This window comes from Cellulomonas sp. P4_B5_2, assembly GCF_056402235.1.
The window spans coordinates 1-14,948 of sequence record NZ_JBFUHU010000080.1 but is presented as its reverse complement, the minus strand read 5'-3'; the positions used below and the strand labels follow the sequence as shown (position 1 = coordinate 14,948).

Genomic DNA, 14,948 nt, shown 5'->3' with positions numbered 1-14,948 from the left:
GCCTCAAAGGGCGCAGGCCCGGGCATGTCGAAGGCCCCGCGCCCGCGATGTCGCTGGTCACGGGGCCTTCGTGGTGGAGCCGCCTAAGAGAATCGAACTCTTGACCTTCTCATTACGAGTGAGACGCTCTGCCGACTGAGCTAAGGCGGCGTCGTCGTGGACCGTGGTCCCCGGCGAGCCCGCTTACTGTACCCGGCAGACCCCCGCCGCTCCAAAGCGAGCGGGATCGTCAGCAACGGGTCCCGTCGGCCGGGACTGTCCCCGCCAGCAGGTACCCGTCGACGGCGGCGGCGATGCACTCGTTCGAGGAGCCGTAGGCGGTGTGGCCCTCCCCCTCGTAGGTCAGCAGCACGCCCGACGACAAGAGGTCGGCCATCTCCTCGGCCCACGCGTACGGGGTCGCCGGGTCGCCGGTGGTACCGACGACGAGGATGGGTGCCGCGCCCTCGGCCGTGTACGAGGGGAGCCCCCCGACCTCGGGGACGGGCCACTGGGCGCACACCGTAGGGCCGTAGCCGAAGAAGACGCCGACCGTCGGCGCCGCGGCCTCGATCTGGGCGGCCTCGGCGCGCATGGCGTCGAAGTCGGCGGGGTCGCGGCTGTCCAGGCAGTTGATCCCGAAGAACGCCACCATCGCGTTCGTGCTGTAGGTGCCGTCCGGCTCCCGGTCGAAGTACTGGTCGGCCAGCTGGAGGAGCATCGAGCCGTCGTTGCTCTCGAGCGCCGCCGTCAGGGCCTGCGTCAGGTAGGGCCAGTACGACTGCGAGTACAGCGGCATCGCGATCCCGTAGAAGGCCAGCGAGGCGGTCAGATCACGGGCCGTGCCGGTGGACAGGGGGTTGCTGCGCGCGCGGTCGAGCAGGTCCTTGATCTGGGCGAGACCGTCGTCGGCGGACCCGTCCAGGGGGCACCGGGGACCGGCCTGGCAGTCGGTGATATAGGCGCGCAGGGCGGTCTCGAAGCCGACGGCCTGCCCCTGCGACACCTCGGTGGTGGTCAGCGTGGGCGGCTTGGCGCCGTCCAGCACCAGGCGGCCCACCTTCGCGGGGAACAGGGCCGCGTACGTGGAGCCGAGCACCGTCCCGTAGGAGTAGCCGAGGTAGGAGAGCTTCTCGTCACCGAGCGCGCCGCGCAGGATGTCGAGGTCGCGGGTCGCGCTGACGGTGTCGACGTGCCCCAGGACGTCGCCCGTCCGCTCCGCGCAGCCGACTCCGAGCTCGCCGTACATGTCGATGACCGTCTGGATGCCCGCGTCGGTGGAGTAGTCCGGGTCGAAGGCGAGAAGCTCGTCCAGGGCAGGCCCGTCGACGCAGTCCACGGGGCTGGACCGCTGGACGCCGCGCGGGTCGAACGCGACGAGGTCGTACTGCAGCCGCACGTCCGGGCTCACCGTCGACGAGAGCGAGGCGAGGAAGTCGACGCCGGACACACCCGGGCCTCCGGGGTTGACCAGCAGGGAGCCGAGCGGCTCGCCCCCGGTCGCCTTGAGTCGCGCCAGTGCGATCCCGATCGACGGGCCGGACGGGTTCGCGTAGTCCACCGGAACCTGCGCCGTCGCGCACTCGCCCTCCGCGCACGTCGTCCACTCGAGCTGCTGCCCGTAGAACTGGGCGAGGTCACCGGTCGCCCCGTCGGACGGCGCCGCCGTGCTCGTGCCCTCGGCGGGGGCCGACGCCTGGTTCTTGGGTGCCACGCACCCGGCGAGCAGGACGACGACGACGAGGGCGGCACTGACGAGGGCAGCGGCGAGGCGTGGCCGCCGGTCACGTTCGACGCCCGCGGGCGCGACGAGGCGGGCGGAGAGCGGCATGCGCACACGGTAGCCGCCGATCCTGAGCCACAGTCGCCCGGTCCGCCCAGGGTGCGCAGCCGTCACTCGATCTGCACAACCGGCGCGGACGATCAGCCCTGCGGACGCAGCGCCACCGCCATCGCCTCGACGGCGAGCAACGGGGCCACGTTCCCCGCCAGGCGGGTGCGCGCCTGACCGACCGCATCCATCCGGCGCAGGGTCTGGACGGACGTGCTCGCCTCCGCCAGTGCACGGACCGACGCCTCGTGCTCGACGTTCACCAGCTCGACGCCTGCTCCCAGCTGCACGACGAGCACGTCCCGGTAGAGCGAGAGCAGGTCGACCATCGCGCGGTCCAGCACGTCCCGCTGCGCGCGGGTGGCCCGGCGCTTCTGGTCCTCCTCCAGCTGCCGCACCTGGGTGCGCAGGGAGGGCGGCAGGGTGGCTGCGCCCTCGGCGCCCATCGACCGGAGCAGCTCCGCCTTCTCCTCGGCGTCCCGCTGCTCGGTGGCGGCCTTGGCGTCGGCCTGCGCGGTCTCGACGAGCTCACCGGCCGCCATGACCGCGTCGCCGACCCCGCGGATCTTCGCCGCGATGCCCAGCACCGCGGACCGGCGTGCGCGAGCCTCGGGGTCCCGGGCCAGCCGTCGGGCGATCCCGACGTGGCTCTGCGCCGCGCGGGCCGCGACCATGGCCACCTGCGGGTCGATCCCGTCGCGCGACACCAGCAGGGCCGCGACCGCGTCGACCGGTGGAACCCGGAGCGCCACCGACCGGCTGCGGGACCGGATGGTGACCAGGACGTCCTGCGGGCTCGGCGCGCAGAGCACCCAGACCGTGCGGCCGGCCGGCTCCTCGATGGCCTTGAGCAGCGAGTTGCCGCTGGTGTCGTTCAGCCGGTCGGCGTCCTCGATGATGATGACCCGGTGCCGCCCCTGCGAGGGGGACCGCTGCGCGAGCTCCACCAGCGGGCGGGCGGTCTCGGCGCGGATGAACACGCCCTCGGTGGCGACGACCGTGACGTCCGGGTGCAGCCCGCGCAGGGTGGTGGTGCAGTCGTGGCAGACGCCGCAGCCGCCGGTCGCGCACTGCAGAGCCGCGGCGAACGCGCGGGCAGCGTTCGACCGTCCCGATCCGGGGGGTCCGGTCAGCAGCCACGCGTGGGTCATCGCCGCGGGGTCCTCGATGGCGTGCCGGAGCACCTCGACCGCGGGCTCTTGGCCGACGACGTCGTCCCAGACGCTGGTCACGGCGCGACCCCGAGCAGCGGTGCCACGCGCTCGCGCACCGCGGCGGCGAGCTCGTCGACCGGCCGCGTCGCGTCCAGCACGAGCCACCGGCCGGGCTCGGCTGCGGCCCGGCCGAGGAACGCCTCACGCGTGCGCCGGTGGAACTCGTCGCCGGCCCTCTCGAGCCGGTCCGGGTCCCCCGTCAGCCGCGCCTTGCCGGCCACGGGATCGAGGTCCAGCAGCACGGTCAGCGCCGGGAGCAGCCCGTCGACGGCCCACAGGGGCCACGGAGGAGTCGAGGTAGCGGTCGGTGACGACCACGACACCGCGGGCCAGCGCCGGGCGGACCAGCGACGCCACGTGGTGCGCGCGGTCGGTGGCGTACAGGAGTGCCTCGGTGCGTGCGTCGACGTGGTCGCCGTGCAGGACCGCGTCCCGCAGCAGGACGCCGAGCTCGGTGCCGCCGGGCTCCCGCGTGAGCACGACCTCGCGGCCGAGGCCGGTGAGCCACTCGCCCAGGAGGCGCGCCTGCGTCGACTTGCCGGCGCCGTCGCCGCCCTCGAAGGAGAGGAAGAGGCCAGCAGGAGGCGAGGTCACTGCGTCAGGGTAGCCGCCGCCGGTGACAGCCCGGGCGCCTCACTCCCCGGGGTAGCCGACGCCGATCTGCGAGCGGATCGTGTCCATGGTCCGCAGCACCTCGAGGGTGTTGCCCCAGGTCATCCGCGGGCTCTGCGTGGCGCCCTCGGCCACCCGGCGGGYGACCTCCGCGGCCTCGTACTGCAGGCCCTTGGTGCCCGGCTGGTTGAACTCCCAGACCCGGCCGTCGAGGCGCTGCACGTGGAACGAGGTCGGGGCGTAGAAGCTGCCTTTGACCACGATGTTGCCCTCGGTGCCCGAGATGAGCGCCATCGTCGGCGTCTTGGCCCACATCGTCGTCGACAGGGTGGCCTGCGCCCGGTCCCCGTAGGACAGGACCATGGAGATCTGGCCGTCGACGCCCGTGGTGGTCAGCTGCCCGACCGCCTGCACGCCATCGGGGACGCCGAGGAAGTCATGGGCGAACGAGACGGGGTACACACCCAGGTCGAGCAGGGCGCCGCCGGCCAGCGCCGGGTCGAACAGCCGGCTCTTCGGGTCGAACGTGAACGCCTGACCGTGGTCGGCGGACAGGTTGATGATCTCGCCGATCTCCCCGGCGTCGATCACCTGGTGGAGCGCGTAGACGTGCGGCAGGAACCGCGTCCACATCGCCTCCATGACGAACACCCCGGCGGCGCGTGCGGCGGCGAAGACCTCCTCGGCCTCCCCGGCGTTCCGCGTGAACGCCTTCTCGACCAGCACGTGCTTGCCGGCCTTGATGGCCAGGAGCGCCTGCTCCTTGTGCTCGGAGTGCGGGGTCGCGATGTAGACGGCGTCGACCTGCGCGTCCTCGACGAGCTCGCGGTAGCCCACGTGGGTGGTGGGGATGTGGTGCGCCGTGGCGAACCGCTCCGCACGGTCCTTGTTGCGCGAGCCGACCGCGACCAGCTGCGCGCGGGTGTGCGCGTTGACGGCCGACGCGAACGTCGCGGCGATGTTGCCGGCGCCGAGGATGCCCCAGCGGATCGGCGGTGCGGAACGGGGGTCTTCAGCGCGGTCAGCCATGGGCCACAACCTAGCGCGCGTGGCGGTGCGCGCCATGCCGGGCCGGTGCCGGTCCGGGCCGCCGCGGCGCCGAGTTCGTGAGGACGAGTCGAGTTCGTGAGCCGCAGCTCACGAACTCGCCCAGAACTCACGAGCTCGCCGGGCGGACCGCCTTGCCGTCGCGTGCTCGACGGCCGCGCGGACCCGACCGTGACCCGCGAGAGCCTGTTCGGCTGAGCCCTACTTCTTGGCGGCGGCCTTGCTCTTGGCCGGTGTGCGGCGGGCGGGGGCCTTCTTCTTCGCGGGGGCCGACGCACGCTTCTCGGCCAGCAGCTCGACCGCCTGCTCGCGCGTGATCGACTCGGGCGTGAGGTCCCGCGGGAGGGTCCGGTTGGTGACCCCGTCCGTGACGTAGGCGCCGAAGCGCCCCTCCTTGACGGTGATCGGCTTCTCGGACGTCGGGTCGTCGCCCAGCTCACGCAGGGGCGGTGCCGACGTCGCGCCGCGGCCGCGCTTGGGCTGCGCGTAGATGGCCAGCGCCTCGTCGAGCGTCGTCGAGAAGAGCGCCTCCTCCGAGGCCAGCGTGCGCGAGTCSGTGCCCTTCTTCAGGTACGGSCCGTAGCGGCCGTTCTGCGCGGTGATCTCGGTCCCGGACTCGGGGTCCACGCCGACCACGCGCGGCAGCGACAGGAGCATGAGGGCGTCGTCGAGGGTCACCGACTGCAGCGACATCGACTTGAACAGCGACGCGGTGCGCGGCTTCGGGGCGGCGGCCAGCGCCCGCTTCTGCGCGGCGGCCGACAGCGACGTGTCGATCTCCGGGTCGGGCAGGATCTCGGTCACGTACGGGCCGTAGCGGCCGTTGCGCGCGACGATCGGGGTGCCGGCGACGGGGTCGGTGCCAAGCACCTGGTCGCCCTCGGGCTGCGTCTCCAGGAGCTCGCGCGCCTTGGCCACGGTGAGCTCGTCGGGTGCCAGCTCCTCGGGGACCGACGCGCGCCGGGTGGTGCCGTCCTCAGCCGGCTCCGCCAGAGAGTCCTCGAGGTACGGCCCGTACCGGCCGACGCGCAGGACGATGCCCTCGCCGATCGGGATCGAGTTGACCTCGCGGGCGTCGATGTCACCGAGGTTGGCGACGAGGTCCCGCAGGCCCTCGCCCTCCTCGTTGCCCGAGCCGTCGCCGAAGTAGAACCTCGACAGCCACGCCACGCGGTCCTTGTCCCCCGCCGCGATGGCGTCGAGGTCCTCCTCCATCTCGGCGGTGAAGTCGTAGTCGACCAGCCAGTCGAAGTTCTCCTCGAGCAGTCGCGTGACTGCGAACGCCAGCCACGACGGCACGAGGGCCTGCCCGCGACCGGTCACGTACCCGCGGTCCTGGATGACGGAGATCGTCGCGGCGTAGGTGGACGGGCGGCCGATCCCGCGCTCCTCGAGCGCCTTGACCAGCGAGGCCTCGGTGAAGCGCGGCGGCGGGGACGTGCGGTGGCCGTCGGCGGTGAGGTCCGACGCCGACAGCGGGTCGCCCTCGGACATCTTCGGCAGGCGGGCGTCGTCCTTCTCGGCCGGGGCCTCCTCGGCGTCCTCGGAGTACCGCGAGACGTCGCGACCCTCCTCGTACGCGGCGAGGAACCCGCGGAACGTGATGACCGTGCCCGACGCCGAGAACAGGACGTCGGTGCCTTCGGCCGCGGTGGCACCGAGGCGGACCGAGGCGGTCTGACCGCGGGCGTCGGCCATCTGCGAGGCGACGGTGCGCTTCCAGATCAGCTCGTACAGGCGGAACTGGTCGCCGGACAGCTCCTTGGCCACCTGCGCCGGGGTCCGGAAGTGGTCACCGGCGGGCCGGATGGCCTCGTGGGCCTCCTGGGCACCCTTGGCCTTGCTCGTGTACACGCGGGGCGCGTCGGGGATGTACTCGGCGCCGTACAGCTCCGAGGCCTGCCGCCGCGCGGCGTCGATCGCCTGCGTGCTCAGCGACGAGGAGTCSGTACGCATGTAGGTGATGTAGCCGTTCTCGTACAGCCCCTGCGCGGTGCGCATGGTCTGCCGGGACGCCATCCGCAGCTTGCGCGACGCCTCCTGCTGGAGGGTCGAGGTGGTGAACGGGGCGGCGGGGCGGCGCGTGTACGGCTTGGTCTCCAGCGAGGCCACCGAGAACGACGCGTCGGCGAGGCCGGCGACGAGCGACGTCGCCCGCGCCTCGTCGAGGTGGGCGACGTCGGCGGCCCGCAGCTGCCCGGTGTCCAGGAAGTCACGCCCGCTGGCGACACGCTGCCCGTCGACCGACGTCAGGCGGGCGTCGAAGGACGGCTCGGCCTCGTCGGCGACGGCGAACGTGCCCGTCACGTCCCAGTAGTCGGCGGCGACGAACGCCATGCGCTCGCGCTCGCGCTCGACCACCAGCCGCGTCGCGACGGACTGCACGCGGCCGGCCGACAGGCCCTGACGGACCTTGCGCCAGAGCACGGGGCTGACCTCGTACCCGTACAGCCGGTCGAGGATGCGGCGGGTCTCCTGGGCGTCGACCAGCCGGTCGTCCAGCTCGCGGGTGTTGGCCAGCGCGCGCTGGATGGCCTCGCGGGTGATCTCGTGGAACACCATGCGCTTGACGGGGACCTTGGGCTTGAGCTCCTGCAGCAGGTGCCAGGCGATGGCCTCGCCCTCGCGGTCCTCATCGGTGGCCAGGAAGAGCTCGTCGGAGTCCTTCAGCAGCTTCTTGAGCTCGCTGACCTTCTTCTTCTTGTCCGCGTCGACCACGTAGTACGGCGCGAAGCCGTTGTCCACGTCGACCGCGAACTTGCCGAACGGACCCTTCTTCATGTCCGCCGGCAGCTCCGAGGGCTGGGGGAGGTCACGGATGTGCCCGACGCTCGCCTCGACGTCGTACTCCTCGCCGAGGTACCCGGCGATCGTGCGCGCCTTGGCAGGCGACTCCACGATCACGAGCTTGCGCCCTGCAGACATCGGTCAGGCCCTTCTCAGACTTCGGCGGGCCGGACGACCCGCTTCCTCGTTCACCGCTGGGGACTCTACGGCGTGCCGTCAACCCCGCGGCAATCGCGATGCCGCGGCCTGCCGCAGCACCAGCATGACCGCGAACGCCAGGCACGACGCCATCAGGGCGCCCGCGGCACCGCCCAGATAGGCGGTCACCTGCTCGGCGCGGGCCTCCAGATCGTCCCGGTTGTTCCACGTGTGCGAGAGGGCGACCGCCGCGGACGCCCCCGCGCCGACACCCACGATGACGAGCCCCGCGAGCACCGCGCGCATCGTGGCGGGCGCCGGGGGCGGGTCCGACGCGAGGCGGAGGGCACCGGTCGCGGTCGACGGCCGCGCGGGCGTCAGCGCGACGAGCGCGCAGGCGATCGCGGTCCACGCGAGGACGACGAGCACCGCCGCGACGACGTCCGACGGCCGGTGCCACTGACCGATGAGGGTCGAGACGCCCGTCGCCGTCGTGTAGCCGGCGCCGAGCACGGCCGCCCACGGGCGCATGCGCGGCGGGACCACGAGCAGCAGCGCCGCCGAGATCGAGGCGGCCGCCGTGGTGTGCCCGCTGGGCAGGGTGTTGCCGTAGCTGGCCTCCACCCCGAGGTCCGGGCGGTAGAGGACCGCGTTCTTGAGCACGCGGGTGGTGAGGTTGGCACCGATCATCAGCACGGCCACCTGCACGGCCAGCGACCAGCGGCGGCGCAGCGCGGCGATGAGCATCGCGCCGAGGAGGACGGCGGCGATGGCGCTCACCGACACCACGTCGAGCACCCGCTCGGCCACCCGCCACAGCTGCGTCTGGCCGTACAGGGCGCCCTGGAGCGCGGCGTTCTCCACCTGCTGACCCGCCAGCGTGTCGACGAACACGCGCCAGAGCACGAACACCCCCGCGAACGAGAGCACCGCCACGACGACCGCGATCGCGACGACCACACCACGCCGGTCCGCGGCGGCCGGAGCCTGCCGCGACGGTGCGGGGATGACGGGGGTGTCGCTCACCGCACCAAGGTAGGTCACCCGAAGGGGTGCACCCGGTGCCGTTCCGACGTGCAGACAGCCTCACGGCAGCGGCGTCGGCTCCCCCGGCCCGACCACCACGGCGTGCCGGCAGCCGTCCAGCCGCGCGCGCACGTCGGCGTCCGCGTTGATGCACAGCAGGCAGCCGCCCCGGCGCTCGAGCTCCCAGCCCGCCTCGTCGATCGCCTCGGCCGCGTGCCCGCTGCGCAGGCTCACGGCGGCGAGGTCGAGCACCACCAGCGACGCACTCGCGGACAGCGCGCCCAGCAGCGCGCGGAGCCGGACCACGTCCGCGCGACCGAACGACCCCGCGGGCCGGACGTTCGCGGTCAGCCAGGGGTCCAGCGTGGCGGGTGCGGTCGCTGCGGTTGCATGCAGGCTCATGGCGGGCCTCCCGGCTCTGTCGGTCACGCGGTGCSTGCTCGACACCCACTTCACCGACCGGGGCTGTGCACAACCTGGACGTGACCACCTCTTTGCCTGTGGGCTGCGTCGACCGCGAGCGCGGTGTCCTCCGCGATCAGGTCCAGGTTCAGCGCCGCGGCGGCGCGCGTGCCGGCCGCCATCGCTCCGGTCACCTGGGCCATCAGGTCGGCCGCGTTGCCGGCCACCCACACGCCCGGGACGCTCGACGCCCCCATGAGGTCCGACGCGGCGTGCTCCCCGACGCCCATCTCGTGCGGCACGGCGACCAGCCCGAGACCGGCGAGCCCGTCCAGCCGCGCGACGAACCGCGGCATCACGGTCAGCGCGGACCGGGCCACCACCTCGCCCGACTCCAGCCGCACGCCGCTGAGCCGGCCGTCGGCGGCGAGCACCTCCGCCACGCGGCCGGGCACCACCCGCACACCTCGCGCTGCCAGCTGCTCGGCCTGCTCCGGCGTCGGGTCCGGGGCGGTGTGCTGGAGGAGGAGGACGTCGTCGGACCACTGCCGGAACAGCAGCGCCTGGTGCACCGAGCGCTCCGTGGTGCCGAGCACACCGATCGGCTGGTCGCGCACCTCCCAGCCGTGGCAGTAGGGGCAGTGCAGGACGTCGTGGCCCCAGCGCTCACGCAGGCCGGGGAGGTCGGGGAGCTCGTCGACGAGGCCGGTGGCCACCAGCAGGCGTCGCGCACGCTCGGTCGTCCCGTCGGCCAGCGTCACGACGAACCCGTCGTCCTCGCGTGCGGCGGCCACGACCTGGCCGGGAAGCACCAGGCCGCCGTACCCCACCAGCTCGGCCCGCCCGCGCTCCAGCAGGTCGAGCGGCGGCACCCCCTCCTGGCCCAGCAGGCCGTGCACCCCGTCGGCCGGCGCGTTCCTGGGCGAGCCGGCGTCGATCACCAGGACCGACCGGCGTGCCCGCGCCAGCGTCACCGCCCCGCTGAGCCCCGCAGCACCACCACCGATGACCACCACATCTCTCATGCGGAGAGCATCAGACGCCCCCACGCCGACCGGCAAGCATCCTTGCCGAAGTGGCAAACTGCGACCCATGGACGACATCGACCAGCTGATGCGCACCGTCGGCCCCCGACTCCGCGCGGTCCGCCAGCAGCGCGGGCTGACCCTGGCTCAGGTCGCGGACGCCACGAGCATCTCCGTCAGCACCTTGTCGCGCCTCGAGTCGGGTACCCGGCGCCCGCAGCTGGAGCTGCTGGTCCCCCTGGCCGGCCTGTACCGCGTGCCGCTCGACGAGCTGGTGGGCGCGCCCGCGACGGGCGACCCGCGCATCCACCCGCGCCCGGTCACCGAGCACGGCAAGACCGTCATCCCGCTGTCGCGGCGCTCCGGCGGGATGCTCGTCTACAAGCTGGTCCTGCCGCCGGCCCCGCCGACGCCCGACCCGGAGCTGAACACCCACGAGGGCTACGAGTGGCTCTACGTCATCGACGGCCACCTGCGGCTGGTGCTCGGCGAGCACGACCTGGTGCTCCCTCCGGGCGAGGCCGCCGAGTTCGACACCCGCGTGCCCCACTGGTTCGCCAACGAGGGACCGGGCCCCGTGGAGCTGCTGGTCATCTTCGGCACCCAGGGCGAGCGGGTGCACCTGCGCGCGTCGCCGCGCACGAAGGAGCAGGGCCGCCCCGCCCCCGGCTAGCAGTCCCGTGGAGAGGGAGCCGGGGGCAGGGCGGGGCTCAGCGGACCTGCAGCTCCACCGGCACGGGCTGCGGCTCGAACCCGGCGGCGGCGACCGTCGCGGGGTCGTGGCGCAGGCACGCGACCGAGCGGCGGGGGTCGTCGCCCTCGACCGCGGGCGCGACGAGCTCCGGGGTGATCGCCGCGCAGGCGTCGAACACGTGCGCGCACCGCGTCCGGTAGGGGCAGCCCGTGGGCAGGTTGGACATGTCCGGGGGTGACCCCGGGATGCCGGTCAGCTCACGCCTGGGCCCGCGCAGGGGCGGGAACGAGTGCAGCAGCGCGTCGGAGTACGGGTGCCGCGGGCGGCGGTACATGTCCTGCGCCGACGCGTCCTCGACGATCTCGCCGGCGTACATGATCGCGATCCGGTCGGCGATCTCGATGAGCAGCGAGACGTCGTGCGTGATGAAGATGACCGAGAACCCGAGCCGGTCGCGCAGCTCCGCGATCTGCTCCACGATCTGCCGCTGCATGACCACGTCGAGGGCCGTCGTCGGCTCGTCCATGATCAGCACCTGCGGGTCCAGCGCGAGGGCCATGGCGATCATCACGCGCTGCCGCATGCCGCCCGACAGCTGGTGTGGGTAGTCGCGCAGCCGGTCCGCGGAGATGCCGACCAGCTCGAGCATGCCCGCGGCACGCTCCAGGGCCTCCTTCTTGGTGACCCCCGGCAGGTGCGCGGAGATGCCGTCGGCGATCTGCCGGCCGATCCGGTACACCGGGTTCAGCGAATTCATCGCGCCCTGGAACACGATCGCGAGGTCCTGCCAGCGGGTGGCCCGCAGCTCGGCGTCGTTGAGCGTGAGGATGTCGGTCTTCTGCCCGTCGCGGTCGGTGAAGACGACCTCGCCGCCCGTGATCAGACCGGGCGGAGGCAGCAGCCGGGTCGCCGCGTAGGCGAGCGTCGACTTGCCGCAGCCGGACTCGCCGGCCAGGCCGAGCACCTCGCCGCGGTTGAGGGTGAGCGAGACCTGGCGCAGCACGTGCGTCGGGTCCTCGTCGTACCCGTAGTCGACCGAGAGGTTCTTGATCTCCAGGACGGGGTCGGTCGCAGCGGCGTTCGCCCGGAACGCGCGCTGGGTGGTCACGGCACTCACGCGCGATCCTCCTTGGCCTCGTAGACCACCGGCGTGAAGCCGATGCGCGGACGGATCTTGCGCTTGCGCATCGAGCGGGCGTTCAGGCCCACCGACCGCAGGCGCGGGTTGACGAACTCGTCGATGCCGAAGTTGATGAGCGTCAAGGCCATGCCCAGCAGGGCGATGAGCAGACCGGCGGGGACGAACCACCACCACGCACCGCGCTGCAGGGCCAGCTGCGCCTGCGCCCAGTACAGGACCGTGCCCCAGTTCCACTCGTTGGTGGGCGTGATGCCGACGAACGAGAGCGTGATCTGCGACAGGACGGCGAACCCGACGGTGCCGACGAACCCGGCGGCGATGATGGCCGTGAGGTTGGGCAGGATCTCCGCGGAGATGATCCGCCACGTGCTCTCGCCGTTGGCGCGCGCGGCCTCGACGAAGTCGCGTTTCCGGAGCGAGAGCGTCTGCGCTCGCAGGACGCGGGCGCCCCACGCCCAGCCGGTCGCCGCGATCACCAGCGCGACCGTGAGCCCCCCGGCGGACGGCAGCTGGCCCGCGATGATGATGATGAGCGGCAGCTGCGGGATGACCAGGAACACGTTGGACAGCGCGGACAGCGACTCGTCGCCGAACCCGCCGATGTAGCCCGCGGTGACGCCGACGATCACGCCGATCACCGTGGCCACCGTGCCGGCCACGAACCCGACCACCAGCACGCTGCGCGTGCCGAGGATCAGCTGGCTCATGATGTCCTGGCCCTGGTGCGTGGTGCCCATGAGGTGCGCCCACGACGGCGGCTGCAGGATGGCCGACGACCGCGCGTTCGGGTCGTACGGCGCGATCCACGGCCCGATGATCGCGATGAGGAAGAAGAACCCGAGGATCACGAGGCCGGTGAGGGCCTTCGCGTTGCGCATGAACAGGAACCGGCGCTTGCCCGTGCGCGGGGCCGTCGCGTCGGGCGTGATCTCCAGGTCCTCGAGGAACGCGGCTTCGACGGTCATGTCAGCCCTCCTGACGCGTGCGGGGGTCGAGGAAGCCGTAGGCGACGTCGGCTGCCATGTTGGCGRGCAGCACCGCGAACGTGATCACCAGGAAGCACCCCTGCATGAGGGGGTAGTCCTTCGCGTTCACGGCGCTGAAGAGGTAGTAGCCGATGCCCTGGTACGAGAACACGATCTCCATGACCAGGGTGCCGCCGACGATGAAGCCGAGCGACAGAGCGAAGCTGGACACCTGCGGCAGGATCGCGTTGCGGGCGGCGTAGCCCATCCGCACGGTCCGCTCCTTGAGGCCCTTGGCCTGCGCGACGGTCACGTAGTCCTCGGAGGACACGGTGACCATCATGTTGCGCATGCCGAGCATCCAGCCCGCGATCGACGAGATCACGATCGTCATGGCCGGCAGGAACCCGTAGTAGATGACGGACCCGATGAACTCCCACGACAGGTTGGGCACCATGCTGCGGTCGTAGCTGCCGCTCGCGGGGAACCAGCCGAGCGTCACCGAGAACAGCGAGATGGCGATCAGGGCGAGCCAGAAGTACGGCACGGCCGAGAAGAAGGTCGACAGCGGCAGCAGCCCGTCCATCCAGGTGCCGCGGCGCCAGCCGATGCCGGTGCCGACGAGCGTGCCGATGGTGAAGCTGATGAGCGTCGCGATGCCGACCAGCCCGATGGTCCACGGCAGCGCCTGGCGGATCACGTCCGCCACGGGCGCCATGTACGTGAACGAGATGCCCAGGTCGCCGTGCAGCAGCAGCTGCCAGTAGGCGACGTACTGGTCCCAGAGGGACATGTTCTCGTCCAGCCCGAACAGGGCGCGCAGCGCCTCGGCGGCGTCGGGGCTGATCCGACCCTGGTTCTTGGCGATCAGGGCGCTCACCGGGTCGCCCGGCATGATCCGCGGGATGAAGAAGTTGATGGTGATCGCTGCCCACGCGGTGATCGCGTAGAACACGATCCGGCGGGTGAAGAACCTCATCGGTCGACCTCCAGCACAGAGACGTCCACGGTCGGCCGCTCGCCATACGCGTCGAGCACGGACCCCAGCACAGGCCGGTCCTCGCGGTCCGCGTACCCCCAGCAGGCGGCCTCGCGGCCCTCCCCGACGGGCATCAGCGGCGGCACCTCGGTGCGGCAGACGTCGTTGGCGAACGGGCAGCGCGGGTTGAACCGGCAGCCGGCGGGCGGGGCCACCAGGCTCGGCGCCTCACCGCGGGCGCCCCGGGCGCGGGCCTCGAGGTCGTCCGGGTCGGGTGCGGACCGGACCAGCAGCTGCGTGTACGGGTGCTTGGGGTCCTGCGTGACCGACTCGGAGTCGCCCTTCTCGACGACCCGGCCGGCGTACATGACCATCGTCGTGTCGGCGAAGTAGCGGGCCGACGCGATGTCGTGCGTGATGTAGAGGATCGCGAGCTGCAGGCGGTCCCGCAGGTCGCGCAGCAGGTTGAGGATGCCCAGGCGGATCGACACGTCGAGCATCGAGATCGGCTCGTCGGCGAGCAGCACCTCGGGGTCGGCCGCGAGCGCGCGGGCGATGGCCACGCGCTGGCGCTGACCGCCCGAGAGCTCGTGCGGGAACTTGTCGATGTACCGCGCGGCCGGGCGCAGCTGCACCCGGTCCAGCAGCTCCTCGAGCGCGGCCTCCAGCTCGACGCCGCGCAGGCGCCCGCGGTGGATCTTCAGGCTGCGCGTGAGCATGTAGCGCACGGTGTGCACGGGGTTCAGCGACCCGAACGGGTCCTGGAAGATCATCTGGACCTTCCGCACGTACTGGTGGAACGCGCGGCGGTTCTTCACGGTCGCGTCCTGCCCGTGCAGCAGGATCTGCCCGCCCGTGACGGGCATCAGCTGCGCGAGCAGCCGGGCGATCGTGGACTTGCCGGACCCCGACTCCCCCACCAGCGCAACCACCTTGCCGCGATAGAGGGAGAGGTTCACGTCGTCGACGGCGTGCACGACCTTCTGCGAGCGGAAGCCGCGGACGGGGAAGTGCTTGCGCAGGTCGATCGCCTGCAGGACTGGCGGGTCTTCTTCGTGCGGGGAGCTCATCGGGTCACCTTGGGGGTCGGGTGCGTTGGTGCKGCGGG

12 protein-coding genes, 1 tRNA gene and 1 pseudogene are annotated in these 14,948 nt (G+C 72.3%); 1 reads left to right on the top strand and 13 read right to left on the bottom strand.

Annotated features, from left to right (window positions below; translation table 11 throughout):
* Positions 1-74: 74 nt before the first annotated feature.
* The 9 genes and pseudogenes from AC1DUQ_RS07700 to AC1DUQ_RS07660 form a co-directional block, all read right to left on the bottom strand.
* Positions 75-150, bottom strand: a tRNA-Thr gene (locus tag AC1DUQ_RS07700).
* A 79-nt stretch (positions 151-229) separates the two neighbouring features.
* Complete coding sequence (locus AC1DUQ_RS07695; protein ID WP_477059867.1) at positions 230-1,810, bottom strand: alpha/beta hydrolase; 1,581 nt, start codon at positions 1,808-1,810, stop codon at positions 230-232.
* A 92-nt stretch (positions 1,811-1,902) separates the two neighbouring features.
* Positions 1,903-3,042 carry a DNA polymerase III subunit delta' gene (locus AC1DUQ_RS07690; protein ID WP_477059866.1) on the bottom strand — a complete coding sequence of 380 codons (1,140 nt, stop codon included), beginning with the start codon at positions 3,040-3,042 and terminating at the stop codon, positions 1,903-1,905.
* Positions 3,039-3,618: pseudogene (gene tmk / locus AC1DUQ_RS07685) on the bottom strand (dTMP kinase). Before tmk ends, AC1DUQ_RS07690 begins: the two are co-directional and overlap by 4 nt.
* A 39-nt stretch (positions 3,619-3,657) precedes the next feature.
* A complete protein-coding gene (locus AC1DUQ_RS07680; protein WP_477073598.1) occupies positions 3,658-4,665 on the bottom strand; it encodes a Gfo/Idh/MocA family protein in 1,008 nt (335 codons plus the stop codon).
* A 219-nt stretch (positions 4,666-4,884) separates the two neighbouring features.
* Positions 4,885-7,608, bottom strand: a complete 2,724-nt coding sequence (topA, locus tag AC1DUQ_RS07675; protein WP_477059863.1) for a type I DNA topoisomerase — start codon at positions 7,606-7,608, stop codon at positions 4,885-4,887.
* Between the two features lie 78 nt (positions 7,609-7,686).
* Entirely contained in the window at positions 7,687-8,634 is a 948-nt protein-coding gene (locus AC1DUQ_RS07670; protein ID WP_477059862.1) for a phosphatase PAP2 family protein, read from the bottom strand.
* A gap of 60 nt (positions 8,635-8,694) precedes the next feature.
* On the bottom strand, positions 8,695-9,036 hold the full coding sequence (locus AC1DUQ_RS07665; protein ID WP_477059861.1) for a hypothetical protein: 342 nt from the start codon (positions 9,034-9,036) through the stop codon (positions 8,695-8,697).
* Positions 9,037-9,086: 50 nt separating this feature from the next.
* Positions 9,087-10,061: an NAD(P)/FAD-dependent oxidoreductase gene (locus tag AC1DUQ_RS07660; protein ID WP_477059860.1), complete on the bottom strand. Its 975-nt coding sequence runs from the start codon at positions 10,059-10,061 to the stop codon at positions 9,087-9,089.
* Between the two features lie 67 nt (positions 10,062-10,128).
* Here AC1DUQ_RS07660 and AC1DUQ_RS07655 point away from each other — a divergent pair, with 67 nt between their 5' ends.
* Positions 10,129-10,734, top strand: a complete 606-nt coding sequence (locus AC1DUQ_RS07655) for a helix-turn-helix domain-containing protein (protein WP_477059859.1) — start codon at positions 10,129-10,131, stop codon at positions 10,732-10,734.
* A gap of 37 nt (positions 10,735-10,771) precedes the next feature.
* Here AC1DUQ_RS07655 and AC1DUQ_RS07650 read toward each other — a convergent pair whose 3' ends face one another.
* From AC1DUQ_RS07650 to AC1DUQ_RS07635, 4 genes are read right to left on the bottom strand one after another with little or no spacing between them, the layout of a single operon-like run.
* Positions 10,772-11,872 carry an ABC transporter ATP-binding protein gene (locus tag AC1DUQ_RS07650; RefSeq protein ID WP_477059858.1) on the bottom strand — a complete coding sequence of 367 codons (1,101 nt, stop codon included), beginning with the start codon at positions 11,870-11,872 and terminating at the stop codon, positions 10,772-10,774.
* Positions 11,869-12,861, bottom strand: coding sequence for an ABC transporter permease (locus AC1DUQ_RS07645; protein ID WP_477059857.1), 993 nt, complete (start codon positions 12,859-12,861; stop codon positions 11,869-11,871). The genes AC1DUQ_RS07650 and AC1DUQ_RS07645 overlap by 4 nt, the downstream gene beginning before the upstream one ends.
* A gap of 1 nt (position 12,862) precedes the next feature.
* Positions 12,863-13,840 (bottom strand): ABC transporter permease, encoded by a 978-nt coding sequence (locus AC1DUQ_RS07640; RefSeq protein WP_477073597.1) that lies wholly within the window; start codon positions 13,838-13,840, stop codon positions 12,863-12,865.
* On the bottom strand, positions 13,837-14,910 hold the full coding sequence (locus AC1DUQ_RS07635; RefSeq protein ID WP_477059855.1) for an ABC transporter ATP-binding protein: 1,074 nt from the start codon (positions 14,908-14,910) through the stop codon (positions 13,837-13,839). Before AC1DUQ_RS07635 ends, AC1DUQ_RS07640 begins: the two co-directional genes overlap by 4 nt.
* Positions 14,911-14,948: the final 38 nt, after the last annotated feature.